The following is a 25,461-nucleotide window of genomic DNA, read 5'->3' as shown; positions in this document are numbered from 1 at the left end:
AAAACAAAATGACGATCGATCTCAAAGGCCGGGTGGCCGTGGTCACCGGCGCGTCGCGCGGTATCGGCTATTTCACCGCTCTCGAACTGGCCAAGGCCGGTGCCCATGTCGTCGCCTGCGCGCGCACCGTCGGCGGCCTCGAGGAACTCGACGACGCAATCAAGGCGGCGGGCGGTTCGGCCACGCTGGTGCCGTTCGACCTCGCCGACATGGCGGCGATCGACAAGCTCGGTGGCGCCATCAACGAGCGCTGGGGCAAACTCGATATCCTGGTCGCCAATGCCGGCGTGCTCGGCACGATCTCACCGATCGGCCATGTCGAGGCGAAGGTGTTCGAAAAGGTGATGAACATCAACGTCAACGCGACCTGGAGGCTGATCCGTTCGCTGGAGCCGCTGCTGATTAAGTCGGATGCCGGCCGCGCACTGATCCTGTCTTCGAGCGCTGCACACAAGTGCAAGCCTTTCTGGGGTCCCTACTCCGCCTCCAAGGCTGCCGTCGAGGCGCTGGCCCGCACCTGGGCCGGCGAAACGCAGCGCCTGCCGCTGCGCATCCTCTCCGTCGATCCGGGCGCAACTCGCACTGCCATGCGCGCCCAGGCGATGCCCGGCGAGGATCCGGAGACCGTGCCGCATCCTTCAGAGGTTGCCGCCAAGCTGCTTCCGCTCGTAGGCCCCGACCAGACCGAGACCGGCAAGCTCTATATCGTTCGCGAGGACAAGATCGTCGACTACCGGATGCCGGAATAGTCTTTGACGCATCGCTCATGGAAAAAGGCCACCGTGTCCCCACGGTGGCCTTTTCTTTTGTCCGTAATTTCTGAAGGGATTGTCGTTTCGCAGCTTTCGGAGGAACGCTTCAGTCCTTGTCGCCAGGCAGACCGTCACCGCCGGTCGACGGATGGGCCGGCCAGTCGCCGCCATATTTGCGCTGCCACGAGCGTGCGCCAAACGGCAGGGTGATCAGGTAGCCAAGTGCCGTCAATGCCATCGTTTCCCAGGTATAGGTCATCAGAGTCGCCACGTAGAAGACGACACCGAGAATGGCCGGCAGGACGAGATCGCGGCGCACGCGGCTGTTTTCCGACTTTCCGGACCACACCGGCAGACGGCTGACGAGCAGGAAGGCGATCAGCACCGTATAGGCGGAAGCAATCAGGGCGAAAGTGCGTTCCGGCGCAAGACCCAGGAGGCCGAGATAGACCGGCAGCAGCACCAGCATGGCGCCCGCGGGCGCCGGCACACCGACAAAATACTCCGACTGCCACGGCGCCTTGGACTGGCGCTCCGCCATGACGTTAAAGCGCGCCAACCGCAAACCACAGGCGATCGCATAGATCAGTGCGGCGATCCAGCCGATCGAGCGGGCCTGATCCAGGATGAAAACGTAGAGCACAAGCGCCGGCGCAACGCCGAAGTTGATGATGTCGGCGAGCGAGTCCATCTGGCCACCGAAATTCGACGTCGCCTTCAGGGCGCGTGCTACACGACCGTCGATGCCATCAAGGAAAGCCGCGAGCAAAACCATGGCGACGGCGAGCTCGATGCGGTTTTCGAAGGCCAGCCGAATGCCGGAGAGGCCTGCACAGATCGCCAGAACCGTAATCAGGTTCGGGATCATCAAGCGCAGCGGTATCTCGCGCAGGCGAGGACCGCGACCGGTGTCGTTGGAACCGTTCGCGTCGCCGGCCACTTTCGGCGGTTCGGCCGCTTTTTCCTGTTCAGAGCCTTCCATGTACACTCCTTACGCGCGGCGGCTGATGACCGGGCCCTTGGCCGAGCCGAATTCGGCAAGCACGGTCTCGCCGGCAACCGCGGTCTGGCCGACGCTGACGCGCGGCTCGGCTCCTGCAGGCAGGAAGACGTCGAGGCGCGAGCCGAAGCGGATCAGGCCGAAGCGTTCACCTGCGTCCAGCGAGCCGTTTTCATACTTCCAGCAGAGAATACGACGTGCGACGAGGCCGGCAATCTGGACGACGCCAATCTGGCCGTGCTTGGTCTCGATCACCAGCCCGTTACGTTCGTTCTCGTGGCTCGCCTTGTCCAGCTCGGCATTGACGAACTTGCCGGCGCGATAGGCGACGCGGGTGATTGTACCAGCCATCGGCGCACGGTTCACATGGCAATTGAACACGTTCATGAAAACCGAGATGCGAAGCATCGGTTCCGAACCGAGGTTCAGCTCTTCCGGCGGCATGACCGTTGCGATCGACGAAACGCGGCCGTCGGCTGGGCTGATCACCAGATCGTCATCGAGCGGGGTCATGCGCTCCGGGTCACGGAAGAAATAGGCGCACCAGGCGGTCAGCACGAAGCCGATCCACATCAACGGCTCCCACAGGAAGCCAAGCACCAGCGACACGACGAAGAAGATCGCGACGAAGCGATAGCCTTCCTTGTGGACCGGTACGAGCGTGTTGCGGATCGTATTGACCAGGCTCATGAACTCTACTCCAGATTTTCCGTGGAACGTGAACTAGCGCGAAATGCCCTGGCGGGCAACGTCACCCGCCAGACAGCGACAAAACGCGTCGCGCTCAGCAAAGAAAGAAATCATCCCTAGACCGCCGGTTCGCCGCGCGTGACAATACCGAGATCGTCGCTCTCGCGCACCCGCTTCAACTGCTCTTCCGCCTGCGTTGCTTCGCGCTGGCGGCTCCACATCGAAGCATAGAGGCCGTCGCGATCGATCAACTCGCCATGGGTGCCTCGCTCCGCGATGACACCATCCTTGAGCACGATGATCTCGTCGGCGTTGATGACGGTCGAGAGCCGGTGCGCAATGACGAGCGTCGTGCGATTGCGCGATACCACGTCAAGCGCCGACTGGATTTCCTGCTCGGTGCGCGTGTCCAGCGCCGAAGTCGCCTCGTCGAGGATCAGGATCGGTGGGGCTTTCAGAATCGTGCGGGCGATTGCAACGCGCTGCTTCTCGCCGCCGGAGAGTTTCAGGCCGCGCTCGCCGACCATGGCCTGGAAGCCTTCCGGCAGGGTGCGGATGAAGCCGGCGATCTGTGCGGCCTCGGCCGCTGCCTCGACCTCGGCCTCGCTGGCCGAGACCCGGCCGTAGCGGATGTTGTAGGCAATCGTGTCGTTGAAGAGCACCGTATCCTGCGGCACCATGCCGATGACCGAGCGCAGGCTCTTCTGCGTGACCGTGCGCACATCCTGGCCATCGACGGTGATCGCTCCCGCCTGCACATCGTAGAAGCGATAGAGCAGCCGGGAGAGTGTCGACTTGCCAGCGCCCGACGGGCCGACGACTGCGACCGTCTTGCCGGCGGGCACTTCGAAGGTGATGCCCTTGAGGATCGGTCGTGCCGGATCATAGGCGAAATGCACGTCCTTGAAGGCGATGGCGCCCTTGCCAATGGCAAGTTCGGTCGCGCCCGGGCGGTCCACCACTTCGGCGCGAACGTCGAGAAGATCGAACATATGCTCGATATCGGTCAGGCCCTGGCGGATTTCGCGGTAGACGAAGCCGATGAAATTGAGCGGAATCGCCAGCTGGATCAGCATCGCATTGATGAAGACGAAATCGCCGAGCGTCTGTTCGCCGCGCTGAACGGCGAGTGCCGACATGACCATCATCACCGCCGTACCGGCGCCGAAGATCAGTGCCTGGCCGAAATTGAGCCACCCAAGCGAGGTCCAGACCTGGGTGGCCGCCGCCTCATAGCGCTCCATCGACTTGTCGAAGCGACGGGCTTCCATCTCTTCGTTGCCGAAATACTTGACCGTTTCGAAGTTCAGGAGCGAGTCGATCGCCTTTGTGTTGGCGTCGGTGTCACTGTCGTTCATCGAGCGGCGGATGGCGATGCGCCAGTCGCTCGCCTTGACCGTGAACCAGATGTACAGCCAGACGGTGACGGCCGTCACCAGCAGATAGCTGAAGCCGTAGCCCCACCAGAAGATCACAGCCGTCAGCAGGAATTCGATCAGGGTCGGCACGCTGTTCAGGATGGTGAAGCGGACGATCGTCTCGATGCCCTTGGTGCCGCGCTCGATGACGCGCGAAAGCCCGCCGGTACGCCGTTCCAGATGGAAGCGCAGCGAAAGCTGGTGCATGTGAACGAAGGTCTTGTAGGCGAGCTGCCTGACCGCGTGCTGGCCGACGCTTGCAAACAGCGCATCGCGAAGCTGGTTCAGGCCGGCCTGAAGCAGACGCGCGAGGTTGTAGGCCAGCACCAGCATGACCGCACCGGTCATGAACGTGGGCAAGAATCCCAGGACGTCGGGCTTGCCGTTCAGCGCGTCCGTCGCCCATTTGAAGGAATAGGGAACGAGGATCAGGACGACCTTGGCGATGATCAGGATGACGGTCGCCCAGATGACCCGGAGCTTGAGATCAGCCCTGTCCGTCGGCCACATGTAAGGCCAGAGATTGGCAATCGTCTGCAACGGATTGCTCGTATCGGCCGAAACGGTTTTCTTCTGGGGTGCCACGTTCTGATCCGCTCTTACGTTTCGCGCTGCCGGCGGCCGCGGCAGCCCCGCGAGCATTGCCACACCGCGTTTTCCCTCTATCCGAAGACAAGCAACGCCGTCATCACCGTTCAATGAAAAGCGGCGCCTCATTGAAGGCGCCGCCCTTGATCGAGAGATAAGCATCCATCGCCGCCGCCGCAATGTCGTTGGCGGGCGATCGACAGCCTATTGCTCGTGTTTCATGTGCTTTCTGTGAATCTCGCGCGATTCATCGTCCGGCAGCGCCTTGTCGGGCACTCCGAAGACCTGTCCCGGGCGAATGCGATCCGGGTCTTCGATCTGATCCTGATTGGCGAGATAGATGGTGGTGTAGCGCAGGCCTGCACCATAGACGCGCCGCGAAATCTGCCACAAGGTGTCGCCGCGACGGATGATCACGGAAGACTTGCTTTCCTTGAGCGGTTCCTGCTGGACCGTCTGCGGCTCTTCCTGCGTGGGGGAAGCCGCTGCGGTCTCCGTGCTCGGTGCCGGCGTCGTTACCGCATCGCTGACCACTGCACTGCCTGCGCCCATGGCCTTCGCCAGTTCGCCCTGTGCCGGAGCATTACCCTTCGGCAGGGCCTGTTCGTCCGACGCCGGCGTCGCGCTGCCGCGTTCGGCCAGAACCGGGCCGACGGACGCGTCGACCTTGGCAAGCGCCGAAGCAACGCTCGGCGCATCTTGCGGCGCGGCCTTCAAGGCTGCCAGGGCGTCGGCTGCCGCCTTCGACGCCCGCGCCGCTGTTGCCGCCAGTACCTGATCGGAATTATCGGCGAGCCGGAAATCGGCCAGCGACTTCAGAGCAATTTCCGTGGCGGAACGCGCAGCGGCGAGTTGCTCGCCTGTCGGCACCTTGCCGTTGGCGTAGAGCCCCTTCAACAGAGCCAGGGCCTTGCCAGCCTCAGCGCGTACGCCATCAAGACCGGCGGTCGCCGAAGGCGTGCTTGACGGTGCCACTGCGGCAACCTGCGAACCGGCGGGACGATCAAAGGGAACGGATGCACGCATGGCAACCTTGCTGCCATCCTCGTTCAGCATGTCGGCTCGGATGATGTGGCTGCCCACGGTCAACTCGATCTCGCCATCGACGACGAAATTGCCTTTATCGTCGGCCTTCATTTCGCCGAGCAGCTTGTCATCCGCATAGACCCGCACCAGCGCACGCGGCTTGGCGCTGCCGGCGACGAACATCTTGCTGCCCTCGATCTCGACGGCACTCACCTGCAAGCCGGGAACGCCGACTGCCTTTGCCGGGGCGGAGGATGCATCGCCGGTCGCTAGCGGCGACTGCGTCGCAGTCGACGCGACCTCAGCCGGTTGCCCGGCTTCCGTCTTGCCGGCCTCCGGTGTCGTCATCAGCCGGCTTGCCTCACCCGGCTTCGATACCATGGCGAGAAGTTGGCCGGACGGATCCTTCGGAACCGAAACGGTCGCAACCTCTTCGGAACTCTTCACTGTGCCGTCCTCGCCGGTGCTGCGCAGCGTCAACTGATAATCGCCAGCCGGCAGAGGCTTGTCGAAGACTGCGGCGAAGTCGCCCGTCGCACCGACATCGGCGGTGCCGACAACGGTGTCACCGCTCAAAATCTCGAGCTTCGAACCCGGCTCCGCATGCCCGGCGATCACGGTCGAACCATCAGGCTCGACGCGCAGCACGTCGAAACCGGGAACGGCCGGATTTTCGGCGGGCGCGTTCGTCGGCGCAGCATTGGCTGTCTGTTCGGCCGCGGTGCCGGCGGCCTCGCCGGACTTCGCGGCTTCGGCAGCCTTTGCATCCTGTGGCTTTGCCGTCGCATCGGTCGCCTGCGGGCCACCGGAGGCCGAAGCGGTGTCGTTCGATTGGGTCGCGCCGCCTGCAACCGGCTCGTCCGCCGGCTTCTTGCCGTCGCCACGCAGATTCGGTTGCACCACGAATACCATCAACGCTGTCGCTGCCACGAGCACAGTAATGGCCACCCAGCCGGCCTTATTTTTGATCATGCCACTCTCCACACGGAGCGGAGCAACGCTCCGCGCATGCCCTCGCATCGGCCTGCGGTGCGGGCTTGCGCCGGATATTATAGCGCAACAGCAAGCAACTCGTCCGATTTGTTCAATCAATCCCTGAAATTGCTAGCGATTCGCGATTCGGCGCACAAGCTGCCGAAGGCGCGGCAACCCGCAGAAAGCCCGGTTTCCCCTCATTTTTCTTGACCCATGCTGCGCTGCAATGTTTTTTGGGGGCATGAGCACCCAGAACAGCACGATTCGATCCATCTGCGTCTATTGTGGTTCACAGCCCGGACGCGACAACGCCTACATGGAATCCGGCCGCGCATTTGGCCGTTCGATTGCCGATCACGGCCTTCGCCTCGTCTATGGCGGCGGCACGCGCGGCATCATGGGAGCAGTGGCCAGCGGCGTCCTTTCGAACGGCGGCGAAGTTACCGGCATCATCCCCGAATTCCTGATGGACAAGGAAGCCACCCGTCATTCGCTCGGTCAGCTGAACGAGTTGATCGTCACCGCCGACATGCACGAGCGCAAGCATACGATGTTCGAACGGGCCGACGCCTTCGTCGCTCTGCCGGGCGGCATCGGCACTCTGGAAGAGATCGTCGAGATCATGACCTGGGCGCAGCTTGGCCGTCACCGCAAACCGATGGTTTTCGGCAACATCAACAAATTCTGGCGACCGATGCTGGACCTGCTGCAGCACATGCGTGACGAGGGTTTCGTCCATACGGCGCATCTCGTGCAGCCGTTGGTCGTCGATGATGCCGAAGGCATCGTTCCGGCCATCCTTGCGGCAGCCAATGGCGGCAAGGGCCGTGACGGCGAAGCCGAGATCATCTCCAAGCTTTAAGAACCTGTTCAGCTAACAAAAAAAGGCGCGCCTCCCGGCGCGCCTTTTTGTTTCTATCGCCACCGACCTTATTCGGCGGGGCTTGAAAGCAGGGCGCGGCGCGCCCTGCTTTCGGCCAGCATCGCGCCGGTATAGATCACCAGCGCCGCCCAGATCAGACCGAAGGCGATGAGCTTTGCCGTGCCGAAGGGCTCGTGGAAGACGAAGACGGCGATCACGAAGATCATCGTCGGCGCGATGTACTGCATGATGCCGATGGTCGACAGGCGCAGGAGCTTGGCGCCGTTGGCATAGATCATCAGCGGCACGGCCGTGACGATGCCGCAGGACAGCAGCCACAGGACGTCGGCCATGCCGGTGTCACCGAAATGTCCCTGCCCCGTTGTCTCCAGCCAGATGATGTAACCGATGGCAGGCACGCTCAGCAGCAGGACTTCGAGGAAGAAGCCCTGATTGGGCCCAACCGGCAAGGTTTTGCGGAAGAAGGCGTAGAAACCCCAAGACAGGCAGAGACCGATCGACACCCACGGCAGACCGCCGGCATCGAAGGCGAGCACGGCGACGGCGGAGGCAGCGAGCGCGATTGCAACCATCTGCGCCGGGTTCGGCCTCTCCTTCAAAAGCACCGCGCCGAGGAAGATCGAGAAGAGCGGATTGATGTAGTAGCCGAGCGCGGTTTCGATGGCGCGCCCCGCACCGATTGCCCAGACATAGATGCCCCAGTTGATGGTGATGAGCACGGCGGTCAACGCCGCCATGCACAGCATGCGCGGCGAGCGCAACGCCGTCTTGATGTCATCGGTGCGTCCGAGCCAGAGCAGCACGAGACCCGCGAGCGGCACCGACCACACGATCCGGTGCGCCACCACTTCCGGCGCCGGGATGTGGGCAACCGCCTTCATGAAGAAGGGCAGGAAGCCCCAAAGCAGATAGGCGGTAAGCGCGAAGGCAAAGCCTTTCGCGGAATCGGTATTTTCGGCGGGTGCTTTCGGCTCGGCCATATCATCTTTTCCTGGTGCTTTTTTCCGGAGAGCCCTGGCGGCAACGGCCGCTCTTCGGTCGGACGGGAAGGCACGGCTTACCGGCCGGCACAAATTCCCATAAACGGGTCCTACCCCAATGCCCGGTTATGCACCAATTCATTTCCGTGAAGGGATGGTGACTTTTGCTCATCATCCCTTCATAGAAGGCTAGGGCTGGCGGATCGCCAAGGTCACTCGGCGGCGATCAGGCCCAGGTGGTCACGGTTCTTCAGCAGCTTGAAGATGATGCTGTCCATCAGCGCCTGGAACGATGCGTCGATGATGTTGTCGGACACGCCCACCGTCCACCAGCGCGCGCCGGTGCCGTCGGTCGATTCGATCAGCACGCGGGTGATCGCCTCGGTGCCGCCATTGAGGATACGGACCTTGTAGTCCGCCAGTTCGAGGTCGGCGATTTCCGACTGGTATTTGCCGAGATCCTTGCGCAGCGCGAGATCGAGGGCATTGACCGGTCCGTGCCCCTCGGCGACCGACATCATCGTCTCGCCGTCGACGACCACCTTCACCACCGCTTCCGACACCGTCTTCAGCTGGCCGTTGGCGTCGAAACGCCGTTCGACCATGACGCGGAAGCTTTCGACGTGAAAGAAATCCGGCACCGTGCCGAGGATGCGGCTCGCGAGCAGCGCGAAGCTCGCATCCGCCCCCTCATAGGCATACCCGGTCGCTTCCCGTTCCTTGACGATCGCGATCAGCTTGTCGAGCTTCGGGTCGTCTTTGCTGACGACGATGCCGCGGCGCTTCAGCGCGTTGATGAAATTGGCCTTGCCGCCCTGATCGGAGACCATGACCTTGCGCAGGTTGCCGATGCTTTCCGGCGCGACATGCTCGTAGGTGCGCGGATCCTTGAGCAGCGCCGAAGCGTGAATGCCGGCCTTGGTGGCGAAGGCGGATGCGCCGACGTAAGGGGCCTGCTGGTCGGGCGAGCGGTTCAGAAGTTCGTCGAAGGAGTGGGCGAGCTTCGTCAGTTCCTGCAGGCGATCGGCGTCGATCGCCGTCTCGAAACGGCTGGAGTAGGTCTCCTTCAGCGCGAGCGTCGGGATCAGCGTGACAAGATTGGCATTGCCGCAGCGTTCGCCGATCCCGTTCAGCGTTCCCTGGATCTGGCGTACACCGGCTTCGACGGCCGCCAGCGAATTGGCGACGGCCTGGCCTGTGTCGTTATGGGCATGGATGCCGAGATTGGCGCCGGGCACGCCGGCGGCAATCACAGCGGCAACGATTTCGCGCACCTCCGGCGGCTGCGTGCCGCCATTCGTATCGCAGAGCACCACCCAGCGCGCGCCGGCATCGAAGGCGGCCTTGGCGCAGGCGAGCGCATAGGCCGGGTTGGCCTTGTAGCCGTCGAAGAAGTGCTCGCAATCGACCATCGCCTCGCGACCGGAGGCGACAACGGCGTCGACCGAGGCGCTGATGTTGTCGAGATTTTCCTCATTCGTGCAGCCGAGTGCCACCTCGACATGATAGTCCCAGCTCTTGGCGACCAGACAGATGGCGTCGCTTTTGGCCGCAAGCAATGCCGCGAGTCCGGGATCGTTGGATGCCGAAACGCCGGCGCGCTTGGTCATGCCGAAGGCGACGAAGGACGCCTTCTGTGTGCGCTTGCGCGTGAAGAACTCGGTGTCGGTCGGGTTTGCGCCGGGATAGCCGCCCTCGATGTAGTCCATGCCAAACGCATCGAGCAGGCTCGCAATCGCAATCTTGTCCTCGACCGAAAAGTCGATGCCGGGCGTCTGCTGCCCGTCCCGTAGCGTCGTGTCGAAGAGATAGATGCGTTCGCTGGTCATGGCTAATCGTCCAAAATGCTCTGTTCTTGCTCGTCTTACTCGGTCTTGCCTGCGAATTGATCCGTGGCACGGATCAGTCGGTCGAGAATGCCCGGTTCGGAATAGGCGTGCCCCGCCCCTTCGACCAGATGGAGGTCGGATCCGGGCCAGGCCTTGTGCAATTGCCAGGCGTACTTCGCCGGGCACGGCATGTCGTAGCGTCCCTGGATGATGACACCTGGGATGCCGTGAAGCCGGTGAGCATCCCGCAACAACTGGCCATCGTCCATCCAGCCGGCATTGACGAAGAAGTGGTTCTCGATGCGCGCAAAGGCGTCGGCATATTCATCGTCGGCGAAAGGCGCGCTCGTCGCAAGTTCCGGCAGCAGCGTGATCGTCTCGCCTTCCCATATGCTCCAGGCCTTCGCGGCGGCAAGGCGCGTCGCCTTGTCGTCGCTCATCAGGCGGCGGTGATAGGCGTGCATCATCTCGTGCCGTTCTTCTTCCGGAATGGGCGCGATGAACCGCTCCCACTTGTCCGGGAACATTTCCGAGACGCCGAACTGATAGTACCAATCGAGCTCGGCCTTCGTCAGCGTGTAGATGCCGCGCAGCACGAGCTCCGAAACCCGGCTCGGGTGTTTCTCAGCATAGGCAAGCGCCAGCGTCGATCCCCAGGAGCCGCCGAAGACCAGCCACTTGTCGACTCCAGCCTGCTCACGGAGCCGCTCGATATCGGCGACGAGATGCCATGTCGTGTTGGCTTCGATCTTTGCATGCGGTGTCGACTTGCCGCATCCGCGCTGGTCGAAGAGCGTCACGTCATAGAGCGCCGGATCGAACAGGCGGCGATGATTGGCGGAAATCGTGCCACCCGGTCCGCCATGCAGGAAAACGGCTGGCTTGGCGCCTGGCGTGCCGACCTTTTCCCAATAGATCACGTGGCCGTCGCCGACATCGAGGTGGCCCGATGCATAGGGTTCGATCTCCGGATAGAGCGTACGCAGTACAGTCATCATTTTCAGTCTTTCGTCAGCGGCCAATGCACGGTGTCGTAGTCCGGGTGCTGGCGGTTTGTTTCAAGTATGATCAGGTGGCGGGTGGCGGACACCTCGCTACCATCATCCGTCTCTTTTTCCGGCAGCCCGGCAAGCCGCGAGAACCAGATGACGCGGGACTCGACGCCGGCCTGGTAGACCGGCAAGACATCATCCGGGTCGTCGAGCGAGCCGAGCGTGATGTTGATGAAACCCGCATCCGGCATGTCGTAAAAGAGCGGTGTGCCGCAGTGGCTGCAGAAGCCGCGGCGGACCAGATGCGACGAGCGGAACCACGACGGCTGGCCGCGGGTAATGTCGAAACTGTCACGCGCGACGTTCGCCAGCGGCATGAAGTAGTTTCCGGCCGCCTTCTGGCACATCCGGCAATGACAGATATGTGGATCCGCAAGCGTACCCTCGGCACGATAGCGGACGGCACCACACTGGCATCCACCGGTATAGATGCGGGCGATGGTCACCGGAATGCTCCCGAAGGATGCCATTGCTCGGTTTCATGATCCGGATGCTGGAAGGAGATGATGCTCTCCTGCCGCGCGTAGAAATCCGGATCCTCCAGCACCGGCTGCTCGAAGATCGTGTCGACCCAGGGCAGACGCGCGGCGTAGTTGACCTGGATCTTCGGCGCGAGATCGGTGCGATCGTCAAAGGTGCCGATGGCGATCTCGAGGCCGCCCGGGTGCCGATAGGTCATCGGCGTGCCGCATTTCGGGCAGAAGCCGCGGTCGATGTTGACCGAGGACTGGAAATAGCTCGGTTCGTCCCGCACCCATTCGACCCCGTCCTTCGGCGCCGTCACCAGCGCGGAGAAGAACGAGCCGAATTGCTTCTGGCACATGCGGCAGTGGCAGATCGACGGGCGGCCGAGCTGCCCCCGGATGCGGAAACGGACCGCCCCGCACTGGCATCCGCCTGTTCGAACATTTTTGCTCATCGTCTTTCCTCCGGGGGCCAGGTTTCGGTGTCGTGGTCGGGATGCTGGTAGGAAACGAGATTGGTCAGGAACTCAATCGCGTCCGGATCTTCCAGCGTATGAACGCCAGGCAGATCGGCGACGTGATCGACATAGGGCAGCTTGCCCTCGACGCCCCATTGGATGGTCGGCACGATGCCTTGCGGTTCGTCGAAGGCAGCGATCGCCAGCGCCATGCCGTCCGGTGCCTCATAGGTCAGCGGCGTGCCACAATCGGCGCAGAAGCCGCGGCGCGCAACGTTTGACGACTGGAAGCGCTTGGGCTCCCCGCGGGTCCATGTCACATGCGCGCCGCGAACCGAAACCAAGGGCATATAGAAATTGCCGCTCGCCTTCTGGCACATGCGGCAATGACAGACGGATGCATCACCGAGCTTGCCTTCGACGCGGAAACGGACCGCGCCGCACTGGCAGCCGCCGGCATAGTAGGGCCTGTTGTCGAGACTCATCGCAACTCCTCCTTAGCCGGGCGCGTGGCAGACGGCTTCGATGTTGTTGCCGTCGGGATCGATCACGAAGGCCCCGTAATAGTCGGGGTGGTAGTGCGGCCTCAATCCCGGCTTGCCATTGTCGCGCCCGCCGGCGGCCATCGCCGCTTCATAGAAGGCGTCGACCTCGGCACGGCTGCGCGCCGAAAACGCGTAGTGCCGACCGGGGCCTGTTGCCGACACCTCGTGCAACCAGAAGACCGGTCGTTCGCGACCATATCCACCGACCTTGACGCCGCCGGTATGTTCCACCGGCACCATCATCAGCAGCGAGGCGCCGAGCGGAGCGAAGGCCCGGTCGTAGAACGACCGTGCCCGGTCGAAATCCGCGACCGGAATGCCCGTATGGTCGATCATCGCACGAACTCCTCTCTCATGCATGCGCTTCGCGTTACCGCTGCTCCGGATGGCTCCGTCCGATCCCGATCAAAGGGATCGGACAAAACGCGCCGCCGGGCTCGCGATCACCGTTTGATGTCCCAGGTCGTCACACGTTCGCCGGTTTCCGGGTCCTTGCCGTCCTTGAGCTGGACGCCCTGGGCGAGAAGATCGTCGCGGATCTTGTCGGCCTCGGCGAAGTTTTTCGCCTTCAGCAGTTCCAGGCGGGCACGGACGCGGCTGTCGATGTCGTGCACCACGGCTTCGTCGAGTTCGACAGCCTCGGGCACCACGCCGATCAGGGCAGCGCTGGCGGCGAAAGTGCCGAGCAACTTCGGATCGGCTGCCGCCTTCTGGGCCAGAGCATGGAGGGCCTGAATGGCCGCGACGGTGTTGAGATCGTCCGCAAGCGCGGCAACCACGGTCGGATCGGCCTCACCCTTCGCGTCGCCCGGTACCGGCCACTTGGAAAGCAGGTGTTCCGCTTCCTCCAGCCGCTTGACCGAGAAATCGATCGGCTCGCGATAATGCGTCATCAACATGGCGAGCCTCAACACATCGCCCGGCCACTGGCGGCCGGCGAACTTCTCGGTGTGCAGCAATTCGTAAATGGTGACGAAGTTGCCTTCCGACTTCGACATCTTGCGGCCTTCGACCTGCAGGAAGCCGTTGTGCATCCAGACATTCGCCATCACCTGCGTGCCGTGGGCGCAGCGCGACTGGGCGATCTCGTTCTCATGGTGCGGGAAGATGAGATCGAGCCCGCCGCCGTGAATGTCGAAGACCTCGCCGAGATAACGGCTGCTCATGGCCGAGCACTCGATATGCCAGCCCGGACGGCCCCTGCCCCACGGGCTATCCCAGCCCGGCTCGTTGTCGGCCGAAAGCTTCCACAGCACGAAGTCGCCGGGGTTCTTCTTGTGCACTTCCACGGCGACACGTGCACCGGCCTGCTGTTCATCGAGGTTGCGCTTCGAAAGCTGACCGTAGTCGGCCATCGACTTGGTGTCGAACAACACCTCTCCGCTCGCCTGATAGGCGTGCCCCTTGGCGAGCAGTTTTTCGATGATCTCGATCATCTCGGCGATGTTCTCGGTCGCACGCGGCTGGACATCGGGGTCGAGGCAGCCGAGCGCCTTGGCATCGTCGAGAAACTGCGTTTCGGTCTTCTCCGTTACCCGCCGGATCGCGTCGTTGAGCGGCAGGGTCGGATAATCGCGCAGCGCCCGCGCGTTGATCTTGTCGTCGACGTCGGTGATGTTGCGGGCATAGGTGACGCGTTGCGCGCCATAGACATGGCGCAAAAGCCTGAACAGCACGTCGAAGACGATCACGGGCCGGGCATTGCCGATATGGGCATAGTCATAGACCGTCGGGCCGCAGACATACATGCGGACATTGTCGGGATCGATCGGCCGAAACTCGACCTTCTCCCGCGTCAGCGTGTTGTACAGCTTCAGTGTCGGCGCTCCGCCCATTCCCATTCTCCAATACGCATACAACCGTCGAAAATACGGCGCCCGGGAGGCCCGCGCGTTTGTCATCTTGGATTTCGGGAGACGAAAACGGCCAGGCCAGCGGGACGCTAGCGAATAATCTTCCGGCAGATAATGCAGATAACCGTTTTCATGCGCCCACTTATCGCGCGTCACCGAATTTCGGTCAAGAGGTCAGGCGCATGCAAGCACAGTCGGTTAGCGAAACAGAATCGGCGGCCATGGATTTGTCATGATTAGGCTTATCTGGGAGCGCCACGCGGAAAACAGATTCGCGGTGTAGACGGTTCTGCATCACGATTCCTGTCTCCGGAGAACAGGGAGGAGCATCGTTTTCGCGCCAAAAGACGAAAACGGAATGTATCCGGTTCAGGAAAGCATCAAGGAGTGAGTGCAAGTGAAAGCCGCAAAGACCAAAGAAATCGCCAAGCCTACCAATCTCGTCGAACAGTACCGTCCGCTCGGCTTGAAGGCCGTGCTCGCCGCTGCGCTGCAAGCAAAGGGAAAGCCCGCGACCAAAATGACCAAGCGGCCTGCCTTGCCCCCTGGATCGTTCCTTCAGAACAGCGACATCTGACCGCTATCGGGCCCATCGGGTTTGCTTTTACCCTTGGGCTGGGCATCCGGCACAATCCTCGGTGCCACCGCATCCTGGATGTCCGGGCCGGTGTTGGCAACCTTGTTGACCTTGTCGGCAACAGGGATCGCCTCGAAATAGCCCTCCGCCACGGGGGCGAAGAGATCCGCGACTTCGCGCGGCTCTTGCGTCTTGCAATCCATCCAGCGGGTAAAGTCCTCTGGCTCTATGACGACGGGCATGCGGTCGTGGATCTGCCTTATCGACGCGTTGGCGGCCGTCGTGAGGATCGCTGCCGTATCGACCTCGGAACCGTCGGCTGACGACCACGTTTCCATCAGACCCGCGAACGCGACGATGCCGCCCTTTCGCGGCCGCACCCAATAGGCCTGCGATGGCTCGCGGCTGCCCTTCGGCGGTCTGCGCCATTCATAGAAGCCGGAGGCCGGCACCAGCACGCGGCGATGCCGCATGGCGGCGCGAAACGACGCCTTCTCGATCGCCGATTCGGCACGGGCATTGATCAGCAGTGGAAAATCGCGCGGGTCCTTGACCCAGCCGGGCATGAACCCCCACCGCACGAGCACGGCCTTGCGCTCCGGCAGGTTGCTGCCGGGCCCCGCCGTCGCCCGCGACGACGACCATGATCGGCTGTGTCGGTGCGATGTTGAAGCGCGCCGGAAAGTCTTCGCTTTCCAGCAGGCCGAACAACTCTATCAATTCTTCCGGCGTCGCCGTGAGCGCAAAACGTCCGCACATGACACGGATGTGGCACTTCACGTAGGATGGGTCAACGCTACTGAGGCAATTTGATTCCCCTATGTCGACCAAGCCTGAACTCGCCTCCTCCGTCATTCTCGAACGCGACGGCCGCTACCTGCTTGTAAGGCGGGCCAACCCGCCTTCCGCCGACATGTATGCCTTTCCCGGTGGACGGGCGGAGCCTGGGGAGACCCCGGCCGAAACTGCGCTTCGGGAGCTTTTGGAAGAGACGGGCATCGCAGCCCGCAATCCCGTGCTGTTCGAAACCTACGACCTGCCCGGCAAGGAATCGGAAGGACGCCACTTCCTGCTTTCTGTCTTCAGGGCCGAGGCGAGTGCCGACGCGGTTGCGGTCGCAAGCGACGACGCCGCCGGCCTTGGATGGTTTACGCCGGTCGAAATCTTTGCGCTGCCGATCCCCGATAGCGTGCGCGAATGCGTGGAAAGGCTCACCAACGTCACAACAGAATGTGGCCCCGGCCTTGAAACCGCCGTCAATTCCGGTTTGGTGAAACCATGATCACTGCCCCGATCTTCGCGCGGCTCGCCCTGGCCGGCTTGGCGCTGACAGTCGCTACTGGCGCGGCGGCGCAAAAAACGCCAACGAAAGAACCGGCGACGACCGAGGCTGCAGCCCCTGCCCCTGCGGTCGTCGAGGAGAAGCCCACGCCTTACGACCAGAGGTTGATTAGACTCTCCGAAATCTTGGGCTCTGTGCATTACCTCCGGAACCTTTGCGTCAAGGAACCTGAGGATATCTGGCGCCGTTCGATGCAGGAATTGATCGACAAAGAGACGGCAGACGAGGTCAAACGCCGCGAGCGCATGACCGCCGCTTTCAACCGTGGGTATCGCACATTTGCATCTGTTTACACGACCTGCACCGGACCGGCGATCGTCGCGGAGCAGAGATATCGTGCCGAAGGCGCAACACTTGCGTCAGAAATCGTCGCCCGCTTTGGAAATTAGCAATAAATTAACCTCTTTTCTCACGACCCCGTGTCGTTTCGGGAAAAGGCTGCTAAGTTCGTTAAGAGAGTGGTAAGAAGTGGCGAGTCCGTCACGGTCGTTCAGTTGGAATTCAGCCGGACGGCCATAGAATGAACCGCTTGCACAATGGAAGTCGCATGGAACGAATGATGGAACCAAGCCTGACCGACATCGATGACATGATCGTCCACGAGAAAATGCAGGCTGCGCTGGAACACCAGAGCGAAGCCTGGGCGGACGGCATGGCTGATGGCATCGAGCCGGAAATCATCGCCGATGCGGCCATCGCCCTCGCCATGCGGGAGACCGTTCGGCTTCACGGCGAAGACGGTGCCGAAGCAATGCTCAACTCGCTTCGCGAGCGCGTGCTTGCCGGCGAATTCTCGCCCCAGCGCAAGCTTCAGTAATATCAGGACTGGCCGATGAGTCGGAATTTTGCAAACCGGACCCTTCCGGTTCGCCTCGTTACGCTGCTTTTGGCCGGTGCCGCCTTCAGCACCCCAGCAACGTTCTCCCCCGCTTTTGCACTTAGTGAACTGCAGGGAGAGCAGCAACCTGCTCCTGCGCAACAGCCGGCAGCCGAAGGGCAGAAGGCGACGACGCCCGTGGCCGAGCCTGTCGCGGAGGAACCGGACGAGGAAGAAAAGCTTCCGCTCGAAATCCCGATGCCCGATCCGCTGATCAACAAGTCAGCGACGGCCACCAAGGACGATGCCCCTGCGGCCGAAGAGCCGGAGACGACCGGGCCCGTCGAGGTCCTGACCGACGTTTCCAAGATACCGGCCCCGGTTGCCCGGATGCGTGAACTCATCATCGAAGCCGCCGCTTCCGGCGATATCGAACGCCTGCGCTCGCTGCTCGGCAAGGGGCCGACACAAACTCAGGTCACAGGCGTCACCGGTGACGAGGACCCCGTTGCAATCCTGAAGGGACTTTCGGGAGACCAGGAAGGCGTCGAGATCCTCGCGATCCTGCTCGACGTGCTTTCGACCGGCTTCGTGCTGGTGGATAAGGGCACGCCGCAGGAAGCTTATGTCTGGCCATACTTCGCCGAAAAGAAGCTTTCCACACTGACGGCGCCGGAAAAGGTCGACCTGTTCCGCCTGGTTACGGCCGGCGACTTTGCCGATATGGAAGAATTCGGCAGCTACAACTTCTACCGCGTCGGCATCATGTCGGACGGAAAGTGGAAATTCTTCATCGCCGGCGACTGAGCGCCGGCGACCGAGCTTGCCGATCCTCTCCGAACATCCTACCTCTTCGCCATGAGATCACGATGGTACTAGGTCGAGTCGACCGGGATCGCCGGCGTGATCGGTGATTGTTGTTAGGCATTTCCGACCGCAAAACCGCTAGGCACTTTGTGCTGGAAATGCTCCAGGTTAGAGCGGGGGCTTCTACCCCGCGGAGCAGGATTCGAACGATGCCCAGGGTTCGCCTCGACGACCGCGCGATTGTCGCCGTCTCCGGCAAGGATGCGGAAGATCTTCTCCAGGGATTGATCACCACCGACCTCGACGCGCTGGCGCCCGACGAAGCGCGTCCGGGCGCGCTTTTGACGCCGCAGGGCAAGATCCTGTTCGACTTCATCATTTCCCGTGACGACGCCGGCCTCCGGCTTGAGACGGCGCGCGACCAGGCGGAAGCGCTGCTGAAGCGGTTGACGATGTACAAGCTACGCTCGGCGGTCGATCTTTCGATCGATGCGTCCGCCGTCACCGTGATATTCGACGTAGCTGCGCCTGAGGGTGCCTACCGGGATCACCGCTTCGAGAAGGCCGGCATCGCACTCTTCCGCGCCTACGGTGATGGTGCCGGCGACGCGGCTGGCATCGAAGACCTGGAGCGGCTTCGCATCGCAGCGGGCGTAGCGAATGCCGGCCCCGACTATGCGGCGCAAGATGCTTTTCCGCATGATGTTCTGCTGGACAAGAACGGTGGCCTTTCGTTCAAGAAGGGCTGCTACGTCGGGCAGGAAGTAGTGTCGCGCATGCAGCACCGCAGCACGCCGCGCCGCCGGATCGTGATCGTTTCTGCCGAAACCGCCCTTCCCCCGACGGGAGCGACGATCACGGCGAACGACAAGGCCATCGGCACGCTGGGCACGGTTCAAGGTAAGTCGGCGCTCGCGATCGTGCGCATCGACAAGGCCGGCGAAGCCATGGCGAACGGCGTTCCGTTGCTTGCCGGTGACGTGGCGGTGTCCATGGTCCTGCCCGCATGGACCGGGCTCACCTTTCCGACCAGCGCCGACGAGGCAAGCGCGTGACGACGACCCGTGCCTGGCAACGCATGCTCTCCGGCCGTCGGCTGGATCTTCTCGACCCGTCGCCGCTCGATGTCGAAATCGGCGACATTGCGCATGGGCTTGCGCGTGTTGCGCGCTGGAACGGTCAGACCGCCGGCGATCACGCCTTCTCGGTGGCGCAGCACAGCCTGATGGTCGAGGACATCTTTCGCCGCAGCAACAAATGCAGCACCGACGACTGCCTGCTCGCCCTGTTGCATGACGCGCCGGAATATGTAATCGGCGACATGATCTCGCCGTTCAAGGCGGTGGTCGGCGGCGGCTACAAGGCGGTGGAAAAGCGGCTGGAAAGCGCCATCCATCTTCGTTTCGGCCTGCCGGCGCAATGCTCCAAGGAATTGAAGGATCGCATCAAGAAGGCCGATCACGTCGCCGCCTATTTCGAAGCGACGGTGCTTGCCGGATTCTCGGTCGAGGAGGCACGCAAGTTCTTCGGCCAGCCGCGCGGCATCACCCGTGAAATGCTACTGATCGATCCGGTACCGGCGGTCGAGGCGCAACGGCTGTTTACCGATCGATTCCTCGCGCTGGAAGCCGAGCGACTGCCAGCGCGCGCGGAAATCTGACATGCCGGAAATCGTCGTATCGCCGCTCGCCCGCATTGCCGAAATGGCCGTCCGCCACCGCTGCACCGAGATGATCAGCCTCGTCGCCAAGGGCCAGGACTTTCACCGTCCCGGGGTCATCACCAAGGCGCGACACCTGACGCTTGGGATGAATGACATCACCTTTGCCGGCACCGGCGACCTGATCGCACCGCAGGAAGACCATGTCCGGCAGATCGTCGCCTTCGCGCGCGAATGGGACCGCGCACGGCCGCTGCTCGTCCATTGCTGGATGGGCGTTTCGCGTTCGCCGGCAGCAGCGTTGATCGCGGCCCTTGCGGCAGAACCCGATCAGGACGACGCAGAGCTGGTGCAGCGCCTGCGGCGCGCCTCGCCATTTGCTACCCCGAACACCCGGCTGGTCGAAATCGGCGATGCCGTCCTTCAGCGCGAAGGGCGGCTCATTGCGGCCGTGCGCGCGATCGGTCGCGGAGCGGATGCCGACGGCAACGCACCCTTCGTCCTGCCGCTCCTCGCCGAGGGAGCAGCCGTTGCCGACTGAGACGCAGCAACCGACGACCGTCGAAATCGGTCTCAATGCGGCGATCGTCGCCGTTGTCCAGCGCAGTCCTCGCATCCTTGCCGTCAGCGAAACCGATGGCGATACACGCGACAGCCTGCCGTTCGGCCCCTTCGATCCGGCGCGCCACCGGACGTTCGAGACGAGCCTGCGCGATCGCGTCGAAAAGCGCACGGCACTGAAGCTCGGCTATATCGAGCAGCTCTACACCTTCGGCGATCGCGGCCGCCAGCGGCTTCCGGGCGAAGAAGGCAAGCACATGGTCTCGGTGGGCTATCTGGCGCTGACAAGGACGGATGCCGAAAACACCGAAAGGCTCGCCGAAGCCGGCGCGCACTGGCGCGACTGGTACGGCTTCCTTCCCTGGGAAGATTGGCGGCAGGGTCGCCCGCCGATGCTCGATCAAGCAATCCTGCCGGGGCTTGCCCGCTGGGAAACCGGCGCCACCGGCGATGAGCGAGCGGCACCGATCGCGCAACGTCGCGCCCGCATCCGCCTCGCCTTCGGCCTCGACGATTTTCCCTGGGACGAAGAGCGGGTGCTTGAGCGTTACGAACTGCTCTATGAGGCCGGGCTCGTGCCGGAGGCCGTGCTTGATGGCCACGGCAATGGCCACGATGTCTTGACCGTCGGACAGGCGATGCGCCATGACCACCGCCGGATCGTGGCCACCGCAATTGCGCGGCTGCGTGGCAAGATCAAGTATCGACCTGTTGTCTTCGAGCTGATGCCGCCGGAATTCACGCTGACGGATCTGCAGGCGACCGTCGAGGCGATCTCCGGGCGCCACCTGCACAAGCAGAATTTTCGCCGCCTCGTCGAAGGCGCAGAACTGGTTGAACCAACGGGCATGACGCTTTCGTCTACCGGCGGCCGCCCGGCAGCCCTCTTCCGCTTCCGTCGCCAGATTCTGGACGAACGCCCTGCCCCTGGCCTCAAGGTTGGCGGGAGATAGTGGTCATCACCAAGCCCTGAAAGCAGGTCGGCGGCTAAAAACGTCCGGAGGTGCGCCCCACATTGCCGGATCGTGATATGTTTGATGCAGCGGGCGGAGACACGCCGCCCGTATGCCCACGCCAGAATGGCGTGACGTTCAAGATCGAGGTAAGCCCATGCTGCTCGCACTGACCCTCCTGACGTCGCTGCTCGGCAGCCCGCAATCGGGGATCGACGAGAAGCCGAAGATGCCCGACTACTTCAAGAACCAGCTTGGCGGCTCGCAGCCGCAGACAACCATTTGCAATCTCAATGGCCAGGATTCGAACGGGCAGTTCAAGACCTGCCGCTATGATTGCGGCACCCAGATCACCGTCGGCGAGCGCTTCGCCTGCCCGTTCATTATGCAGCGATGAGTCTTGAGGCTGCGCAATTCCGGACGGAAAACCATTTCACACTTTTCCTGGAATTGCCTTTCGGTCTTACGCAATTCCGGACGGAAAACCATTTCACACTTTTCCTGGAATTGCTTCGGTTCGCTACCGCTCAATCACCACATCGAGGCCAATATCCAGAGTCGGCGCGGCCATGGTGATCTTTGAGGTCGAGATGTAGTCGACGCCGCTCTCGGCAATCGCCCGCACCGTATCGATCTTGACATTGCCCGAGGCCTCGAGGCGGGTGCGGCGAGGATCGAGCGCATAGGCATCGTCGGAGAGTTGCCAATGAACCCGATTGACCGCGACGGCTTCACGCAGAAGGTCCGGTCCCATATTGTCGAGCAGGATCACATCAGGGGCAGCGGTCAACGCCTCGCGCATCTGATCGAGACCGTCTACCTCGATCTCGATCTTGACGAGATGACCGCAATAGGCCCGCGCCGCGTGGATCGCGCTCGCGATACCTCCTGACACGGCGATGTGGTTATCCTTGATCAGCACCGCATCATCGAGCCCGTATCGGTGGTTGGAACCGCCACCGAGGCGAACGGCATATTTTTCGAGCGCTCGCAGGCCCGGGATGGTCTTGCGCGTGCAGCAGACTTTCGCGCGCGTGTGGGCGATCTCGTCGGCGAACTTCGCCGTGTAAGTGGCGATGCCCGAGAGATGCATGAGGAAGTTCAAGCCGACGCGTTCGGCCGACAGCACCCCGCGAGCGCGACCGGAAATGCGAGCGATCGCCGCGCCCGGCGCCACACGATCCCCATCCGCTACCAGTGCTTCGAAATGGATCGACGGATCGACCAGGCGAAAAGCCTCCCGGGCCAGGTCCAGCCCGGCAACGACGCCGGCGTCGCGCGCATTCATCGCGGCCGTTGCCGTCAGTTCCGGCCCGATCGTCGACAGCGTCGTGATGTCGCCGGCGCGGCCGAGATCCTCGGTGAGTGCGGCGCGCACCTGGTCCTCGATCATCAGTGCCGGCAATTCGGGGCGGAGGGCTACAGTCATCATATCACTCATTTCAAAGGTTCAATTCGAAACGGCCGTCATAGACCATTCTCACGCCGCTTCCGTTTCTGCGAGTTCCTGTGCCAGTCGGTTGGCGTCTGCGAGCGTCAGATAGGTGCGGCGGCGCCATTCCGGCCGCTCCTGCGGGCAATCGGCGCGGAAGTGACCGCCACGGCTTTCCGTGCGGCGCAGCGCGCCCACGGTTATCAGCTTGGCGGTCGTGATGATGTTGGTGAAGCGCATGCGGCCATTTTCGCGCTCGAGCACCGCGATTTCGCGGATCGCCTTCAGCAGGCTCTCGCGCGTACGGATCACGCCGACGCAATCGCTCATGACCTGACGCAGAACCTTGAGCTGCGGGCTGTCTTCGACCGTCACCGGGTCGTCGTTCTCGCCGGCATTGTCGCCCCATGCGGTGAGCTGCGGCGTCGGCAGCGTGCCCTTGATGTTTTCGGCAATGCGGGCGGCAAAGACAACTGCTTCGAGCAGCGAGTTGGAGGCAAGCCGGTTGGCGCCATGCACGCCCGTCGAGGTCACCTCGCCGGCCGCCCAGAGGCCATCGATCGAGGTACGGCCTTCGGCATCGGTGAGCACGCCACCCATGTGATAGTGAACCGCCGGCACCACCGGGATCAGCTGGGTTACCGGATCGATGCCGGCCGCGATGCAGGAGGCATAGACCGTCGGGAACATTTCGGGGAAATGCTTGCCCACCGCCTTGGTGCAATCGAGGAAGGCGCCGCGTCCCGCCTGCACCTCGGCAAAAACCCCACGCGAAACGATGTCGCGGGGTGCGAGTTCACCGTCCGGGTGAATGTCGAGCATGAAGCGATGACCGGCGGCGTTAAGGAGATGAGCGCCGTCGCCACGGAGCGCCTCTGTCGCGAGCGGCGCCGGGTCCTTGCCGATGTTGATCGCCGTCGGGTGGAACTGAACGAATTCCGGATCGGCGATGATCGCACCAGCGCGGGCGGCCATGCCGACGCCTTGACCGCAGGCTTCCCACGGATTGGTGGTGACGGCATAGAGATGGCCGACGCCGCCGGAGCAGAGCACGACCGCGCGGGCCGGGAAAGCCACGCGCTTCTTCGATTGGCCGGCATCCGGACGTGCGATGACGCCGGAGATGAATCGGCCTTCGCGAACCAGTTCCTCGACCACATAGCCTTCAATCACGCGGATCGACGGCGTCCGGCGGACGGCGGCAATCAGGGCTTCCATGATCGCCTTGCCGGCCATGTCGCCCTTGACGCGGACGATGCGGCGCTCGGAATGCGCGGCTTCGCGCGATAGCAGCAGCTTGCCTTCGAGGTCGCGATCGAAAGGCACGCCGTATTCGAGCAGATCGTGGATACGCGCCGGGCCTTCGGCCACCATCATGCGTGTCATCTTCTCGTCGACGATGCCAGCACCGGCAGCGAGCGTGTCGGCGACATGTTTTTCGAAGGTGTCACCGGGGCTCATGGCGGCGGCGATGCCCCCTTGCGCCCATGCCGAGGACGCACCATGGCCGATTGGCGCGGCGGCAAGGATCGTCACCGGCCTTGGGCTCAGCTTCAACGCACAGAAGAGCCCGGCCAGGCCGCCACCGACGATGACGATATCGTCAATCCCGTTGAAGGATTGCGGGCGAAAGTGGTCGGTCAGCATGTTTCATTCTCCTCCAATGCGCATGCCTGCATCCGGTATGACCGGCTGAAATTGTTACTGCTTGAGGTTCACCATGCGTTCGACCGCAAGGCGGGCGCGATCGGCAATCGCGGGGTCGACACGAACCTCCTCCGTCATGGTCAGCAGGCTGTCGAGGATCTTCGGCAGCGTGATGCGCTTCATGTGCGGACAGAGGTTGCAAGGCTTGACGAACTCGACACCTTCGATCTCCGCCTGAATGTTCGACGCCATCGAGCATTCGGTGACGAGCAGCACCTTCGACGGACGATTGTCCTTGACGTAGTTGATCATGCCGGAGGTCGAGCCGGCGAAGTCGCAGACTGCGATCACGTCCGGGTGGCATTCGGGATGACCGATGATCTCGATGCCCGGATTGGCTTCCTTGTAGGCCAGCAACTCGGCAGCGGTGAAGCGCTCGTGCACCTCGCAGTGGCCCTTCCAGGTCAGGATCTTCTTGTTGGTTTGCCGCGCCACGTTCATCGCCAGATATTCGTCGGGAATGCAGAGCACCGTGTCGGATTCCAGGCTCTCGACGACATCGAGCACGTTCGACGAGGTGCAGCAGATATCGGTCTCGGCCTTCACGTCGGCGGACGTGTTGACGTAGGTGACGACGGGAACGCCGGGGTAGCGCTGCTTCAACAGACGCACATCGGCGCCGGTGATCGATTCCGACAGCGAGCAGCCGGCCTTGGCGTCGGGGATGAGTACGGTCTTCTCCGGGCTCAACAGCTTGGAGGTTTCGGCCATGAAGTGCACGCCGCACTGGATGATGATCTCGGCATCGACCTTAGCGGCGTCGCGCGCGAGCTGCAGCGAATCGCCGACGATGTCGGCGACGCAGTGGAAGATGTCCGGCGTCTGATAGTTATGCGCGAGGATGACCGCGTTGCGCTCTTTCTTCAACCGGTTGATGGCGTGAACATAGGGCGCATAGACCGGCCATTCGATCGCCGGGATGAAATCCTTGACCCTCTCGTAGAGATGCTCGGTTTCGCGTGCCACCGCCGGCGTGAAGGCAAGCTCGGGTCTATCGATGATACCGAAGCGCTCAGCGGCGCTGACAAAAACCGGGTTGGCCACGGCCGCAGTGCGGGAATCAAGGCGCGTCATCGACATCTCCTCTCCGCC

General features: G+C 62.7%; 27 protein-coding genes and 1 pseudogene. 12 read left to right on the top strand and 16 right to left on the bottom strand.

The window, feature by feature from the left end; translation table 11 throughout:
- The first annotated feature begins 8 nt into the window (after positions 1-8).
- Entirely contained in the window at positions 9-749 is a 741-nt protein-coding gene (locus LAC81_RS04285; protein WP_113536821.1) for an SDR family NAD(P)-dependent oxidoreductase, read from the top strand.
- Positions 750-858: 109 nt separating this feature from the next.
- Here the strand turns inward: LAC81_RS04285 and pssA are convergent, their stop codons facing one another.
- The 4 genes from pssA to LAC81_RS04265 all read right to left on the bottom strand — a co-directional run bounded on the left by pssA (position 859) and on the right by LAC81_RS04265 (position 6,446).
- Entirely contained in the window at positions 859-1,734 is an 876-nt protein-coding gene (pssA, locus tag LAC81_RS04280) for a CDP-diacylglycerol--serine O-phosphatidyltransferase (RefSeq protein ID WP_223726855.1), read from the bottom strand.
- 9 nt (positions 1,735-1,743) lie between these two features.
- Positions 1,744-2,442 (bottom strand): phosphatidylserine decarboxylase, encoded by a 699-nt coding sequence (locus LAC81_RS04275; RefSeq protein ID WP_223726854.1) that lies wholly within the window; start codon positions 2,440-2,442, stop codon positions 1,744-1,746.
- A gap of 116 nt (positions 2,443-2,558) precedes the next feature.
- On the bottom strand, positions 2,559-4,502 hold the full coding sequence (locus tag LAC81_RS04270; RefSeq protein ID WP_419195815.1) for an ABCB family ABC transporter ATP-binding protein/permease: 1,944 nt from the start codon (positions 4,500-4,502) through the stop codon (positions 2,559-2,561).
- A 150-nt stretch (positions 4,503-4,652) separates the two neighbouring features.
- On the bottom strand, positions 4,653-6,446 hold the full coding sequence (locus LAC81_RS04265) for a LysM peptidoglycan-binding domain-containing protein (protein ID WP_223726852.1): 1,794 nt from the start codon (positions 6,444-6,446) through the stop codon (positions 4,653-4,655).
- Positions 6,447-6,690: 244 nt separating this feature from the next.
- Between LAC81_RS04265 and LAC81_RS04260 the strand changes: the two genes are divergently transcribed.
- Complete coding sequence (locus tag LAC81_RS04260) at positions 6,691-7,311, top strand: TIGR00730 family Rossman fold protein (protein WP_223726851.1); 621 nt, start codon at positions 6,691-6,693, stop codon at positions 7,309-7,311.
- 68 nt (positions 7,312-7,379) lie between these two features.
- Here the strand turns inward: LAC81_RS04260 and rarD are convergent, their stop codons facing one another.
- From rarD to cysS, 8 genes are all read right to left on the bottom strand, one after another.
- Positions 7,380-8,312, bottom strand: coding sequence for an EamA family transporter RarD (rarD, locus tag LAC81_RS04255; protein ID WP_223726850.1), 933 nt, complete (start codon positions 8,310-8,312; stop codon positions 7,380-7,382).
- Positions 8,313-8,524: 212 nt separating this feature from the next.
- The gene (cimA, locus tag LAC81_RS04250; protein WP_113536814.1) at positions 8,525-10,141 is read right to left on the bottom strand and encodes a citramalate synthase; all 1,617 of its coding nucleotides are present in this window, start codon (positions 10,139-10,141) and stop codon (positions 8,525-8,527) included.
- Positions 10,142-10,176: 35 nt separating this feature from the next.
- A complete protein-coding gene (gene pip / locus LAC81_RS04245) occupies positions 10,177-11,139 on the bottom strand; it encodes a prolyl aminopeptidase (protein WP_223726849.1) in 963 nt (320 codons plus the stop codon).
- 2 nt (positions 11,140-11,141) lie between these two features.
- Entirely contained in the window at positions 11,142-11,663 is a 522-nt protein-coding gene (locus LAC81_RS04240) for a GFA family protein (protein WP_223726848.1), read from the bottom strand.
- On the bottom strand, positions 11,636-12,112 hold the full coding sequence (locus LAC81_RS04235; protein WP_223726847.1) for a GFA family protein: 477 nt from the start codon (positions 12,110-12,112) through the stop codon (positions 11,636-11,638). Before LAC81_RS04235 ends, LAC81_RS04240 begins: the two co-directional genes overlap by 28 nt.
- Positions 12,109-12,600 carry a GFA family protein gene (locus tag LAC81_RS04230; protein WP_223726846.1) on the bottom strand — a complete coding sequence of 164 codons (492 nt, stop codon included), beginning with the start codon at positions 12,598-12,600 and terminating at the stop codon, positions 12,109-12,111. Before LAC81_RS04230 ends, LAC81_RS04235 begins: the two co-directional genes overlap by 4 nt.
- Positions 12,601-12,612: 12 nt before the next feature.
- A complete protein-coding gene (locus LAC81_RS04225) occupies positions 12,613-12,996 on the bottom strand; it encodes a VOC family protein (protein WP_223726845.1) in 384 nt (127 codons plus the stop codon).
- A gap of 107 nt (positions 12,997-13,103) precedes the next feature.
- Positions 13,104-14,495, bottom strand: a complete 1,392-nt coding sequence (gene cysS / locus LAC81_RS04220) for a cysteine--tRNA ligase (protein WP_223726844.1) — start codon at positions 14,493-14,495, stop codon at positions 13,104-13,106.
- Positions 14,496-14,910: 415 nt separating this feature from the next.
- Between cysS and LAC81_RS04215 the strand changes: the two genes are divergently transcribed.
- Complete coding sequence (locus tag LAC81_RS04215; RefSeq protein ID WP_223726843.1) at positions 14,911-15,090, top strand: hypothetical protein; 180 nt, start codon at positions 14,911-14,913, stop codon at positions 15,088-15,090.
- On the opposite strand, the pseudogene LAC81_RS04210 reads toward LAC81_RS04215, so the two are convergent.
- Positions 15,072-15,849, bottom strand: a pseudogene (locus LAC81_RS04210) (SOS response-associated peptidase). The gene LAC81_RS04215 and the pseudogene LAC81_RS04210 overlap by 19 nt on opposite strands.
- A gap of 61 nt (positions 15,850-15,910) precedes the next feature.
- On the opposite strand from LAC81_RS04210, the gene LAC81_RS04205 reads away from it, so the two are divergent.
- The 9 genes from LAC81_RS04205 to LAC81_RS04165 all read left to right on the top strand — a co-directional run bounded on the left by LAC81_RS04205 (position 15,911) and on the right by LAC81_RS04165 (position 21,627).
- Complete coding sequence (locus LAC81_RS04205; protein ID WP_223726842.1) at positions 15,911-16,372, top strand: NUDIX hydrolase; 462 nt, start codon at positions 15,911-15,913, stop codon at positions 16,370-16,372.
- Positions 16,369-16,821 carry a TIGR02301 family protein gene (locus tag LAC81_RS04200; RefSeq protein ID WP_113536805.1) on the top strand — a complete coding sequence of 151 codons (453 nt, stop codon included), beginning with the start codon at positions 16,369-16,371 and terminating at the stop codon, positions 16,819-16,821. The genes LAC81_RS04205 and LAC81_RS04200 overlap by 4 nt, the downstream gene beginning before the upstream one ends.
- Before the next feature lie 158 nt (positions 16,822-16,979).
- On the top strand, positions 16,980-17,249 hold the full coding sequence (locus tag LAC81_RS04195; RefSeq protein ID WP_113536804.1) for a hypothetical protein: 270 nt from the start codon (positions 16,980-16,982) through the stop codon (positions 17,247-17,249).
- 15 nt (positions 17,250-17,264) lie between these two features.
- Entirely contained in the window at positions 17,265-18,056 is a 792-nt protein-coding gene (locus tag LAC81_RS04190; protein WP_223726841.1) for a hypothetical protein, read from the top strand.
- 209 nt (positions 18,057-18,265) lie between these two features.
- Complete coding sequence (locus LAC81_RS04185; RefSeq protein ID WP_223726840.1) at positions 18,266-19,111, top strand: YgfZ/GcvT domain-containing protein; 846 nt, start codon at positions 18,266-18,268, stop codon at positions 19,109-19,111.
- Complete coding sequence (locus tag LAC81_RS04180; protein ID WP_223726839.1) at positions 19,108-19,716, top strand: YfbR-like 5'-deoxynucleotidase; 609 nt, start codon at positions 19,108-19,110, stop codon at positions 19,714-19,716. Before LAC81_RS04185 ends, LAC81_RS04180 begins: the two co-directional genes overlap by 4 nt.
- 1 nt (position 19,717) lies before the next feature.
- Positions 19,718-20,257, top strand: coding sequence for a tyrosine phosphatase family protein (locus LAC81_RS04175; protein ID WP_113536800.1), 540 nt, complete (start codon positions 19,718-19,720; stop codon positions 20,255-20,257).
- Positions 20,247-21,230, top strand: coding sequence for an NUDIX hydrolase (locus LAC81_RS04170; RefSeq protein WP_223726838.1), 984 nt, complete (start codon positions 20,247-20,249; stop codon positions 21,228-21,230). The genes LAC81_RS04175 and LAC81_RS04170 overlap by 11 nt, the downstream gene beginning before the upstream one ends.
- Before the next feature lie 157 nt (positions 21,231-21,387).
- Positions 21,388-21,627 (top strand): hypothetical protein, encoded by a 240-nt coding sequence (locus LAC81_RS04165; RefSeq protein ID WP_113536798.1) that lies wholly within the window; start codon positions 21,388-21,390, stop codon positions 21,625-21,627.
- 123 nt (positions 21,628-21,750) lie between these two features.
- Here the strand turns inward: LAC81_RS04165 and nadC are convergent, their stop codons facing one another.
- Genes nadC through nadA form a run of 3 tightly spaced genes read right to left on the bottom strand, consistent with a single transcriptional unit; the run spans position 21,751 to position 25,443 of the window.
- On the bottom strand, positions 21,751-22,659 hold the full coding sequence (gene nadC, locus LAC81_RS04160) for a carboxylating nicotinate-nucleotide diphosphorylase (protein WP_223726837.1): 909 nt from the start codon (positions 22,657-22,659) through the stop codon (positions 21,751-21,753).
- A gap of 51 nt (positions 22,660-22,710) precedes the next feature.
- Positions 22,711-24,309, bottom strand: coding sequence for an L-aspartate oxidase (locus LAC81_RS04155; protein ID WP_223726836.1), 1,599 nt, complete (start codon positions 24,307-24,309; stop codon positions 22,711-22,713).
- Positions 24,310-24,363: 54 nt separating this feature from the next.
- A complete protein-coding gene (gene nadA, locus LAC81_RS04150; RefSeq protein WP_223726835.1) occupies positions 24,364-25,443 on the bottom strand; it encodes a quinolinate synthase NadA in 1,080 nt (359 codons plus the stop codon).
- Positions 25,444-25,461: the final 18 nt, after the last annotated feature.

Source organism: Ensifer adhaerens (assembly GCF_020035535.1).
Classification (GTDB): Bacteria; Pseudomonadota; Alphaproteobacteria; order Rhizobiales; family Rhizobiaceae; genus Ensifer.
The sequence above is the reverse complement of the archived record's forward strand: the minus strand, read 5'-3'. Positions and strand labels throughout refer to the sequence as shown.

What these genes read in the sequence shown, in the direction of transcription:
- LAC81_RS04165 (WP_113536798.1), top strand. Translation starts at nt 21,388, where the DNA reads ATGCTGCTCGCACTGACCCTCCTGACGTCGCTGCTCGGCAGCCCGCAA.
- LAC81_RS04260 (WP_223726851.1), top strand. Translation starts at nt 6,691, where the DNA reads ATGAGCACCCAGAACAGCACGATTCGATCCATCTGCGTCTATTGTGGT.
- LAC81_RS04155 (WP_223726836.1), bottom strand. Translation starts at nt 24,309, where the DNA reads ATGCTGACCGACCACTTTCGCCCGCAATCCTTCAACGGGATTGACGAT.
- LAC81_RS04285 (WP_113536821.1), top strand. Translation starts at nt 9, where the DNA reads ATGACGATCGATCTCAAAGGCCGGGTGGCCGTGGTCACCGGCGCGTCG.
- LAC81_RS04230 (WP_223726846.1), bottom strand. Translation starts at nt 12,600, where the DNA reads ATGAGTCTCGACAACAGGCCCTACTATGCCGGCGGCTGCCAGTGCGGC.
- LAC81_RS04175 (WP_113536800.1), top strand. Translation starts at nt 19,718, where the DNA reads ATGCCGGAAATCGTCGTATCGCCGCTCGCCCGCATTGCCGAAATGGCC.
- pip (WP_223726849.1), bottom strand. Translation starts at nt 11,139, where the DNA reads ATGATGACTGTACTGCGTACGCTCTATCCGGAGATCGAACCCTATGCA.
- LAC81_RS04235 (WP_223726847.1), bottom strand. Translation starts at nt 12,112, where the DNA reads ATGAGCAAAAATGTTCGAACAGGCGGATGCCAGTGCGGGGCGGTCCGT.
- LAC81_RS04205 (WP_223726842.1), top strand. Translation starts at nt 15,911, where the DNA reads ATGTCGACCAAGCCTGAACTCGCCTCCTCCGTCATTCTCGAACGCGAC.
- LAC81_RS04195 (WP_113536804.1), top strand. Translation starts at nt 16,980, where the DNA reads ATGGAACGAATGATGGAACCAAGCCTGACCGACATCGATGACATGATC.
- LAC81_RS04225 (WP_223726845.1), bottom strand. Translation starts at nt 12,996, where the DNA reads ATGATCGACCATACGGGCATTCCGGTCGCGGATTTCGACCGGGCACGG.
- LAC81_RS04265 (WP_223726852.1), bottom strand. Translation starts at nt 6,446, where the DNA reads ATGATCAAAAATAAGGCCGGCTGGGTGGCCATTACTGTGCTCGTGGCA.
- pssA (WP_223726855.1), bottom strand. Translation starts at nt 1,734, where the DNA reads ATGGAAGGCTCTGAACAGGAAAAAGCGGCCGAACCGCCGAAAGTGGCC.
- nadA (WP_223726835.1), bottom strand. Translation starts at nt 25,443, where the DNA reads ATGACGCGCCTTGATTCCCGCACTGCGGCCGTGGCCAACCCGGTTTTT.
- LAC81_RS04240 (WP_223726848.1), bottom strand. Translation starts at nt 11,663, where the DNA reads ATGGCATCCTTCGGGAGCATTCCGGTGACCATCGCCCGCATCTATACC.
- LAC81_RS04275 (WP_223726854.1), bottom strand. Translation starts at nt 2,442, where the DNA reads ATGAGCCTGGTCAATACGATCCGCAACACGCTCGTACCGGTCCACAAG.
- rarD (WP_223726850.1), bottom strand. Translation starts at nt 8,312, where the DNA reads ATGGCCGAGCCGAAAGCACCCGCCGAAAATACCGATTCCGCGAAAGGC.
- LAC81_RS04270 (WP_419195815.1), bottom strand. Translation starts at nt 4,502, where the DNA reads ATGCTCGCGGGGCTGCCGCGGCCGCCGGCAGCGCGAAACGTAAGAGCG.
- LAC81_RS04185 (WP_223726840.1), top strand. Translation starts at nt 18,266, where the DNA reads ATGCCCAGGGTTCGCCTCGACGACCGCGCGATTGTCGCCGTCTCCGGC.
- LAC81_RS04200 (WP_113536805.1), top strand. Translation starts at nt 16,369, where the DNA reads ATGATCACTGCCCCGATCTTCGCGCGGCTCGCCCTGGCCGGCTTGGCG.
- cimA (WP_113536814.1), bottom strand. Translation starts at nt 10,141, where the DNA reads ATGACCAGCGAACGCATCTATCTCTTCGACACGACGCTACGGGACGGG.
- LAC81_RS04190 (WP_223726841.1), top strand. Translation starts at nt 17,265, where the DNA reads ATGAGTCGGAATTTTGCAAACCGGACCCTTCCGGTTCGCCTCGTTACG.
- nadC (WP_223726837.1), bottom strand. Translation starts at nt 22,659, where the DNA reads ATGACTGTAGCCCTCCGCCCCGAATTGCCGGCACTGATGATCGAGGAC.
- cysS (WP_223726844.1), bottom strand. Translation starts at nt 14,495, where the DNA reads ATGGGCGGAGCGCCGACACTGAAGCTGTACAACACGCTGACGCGGGAG.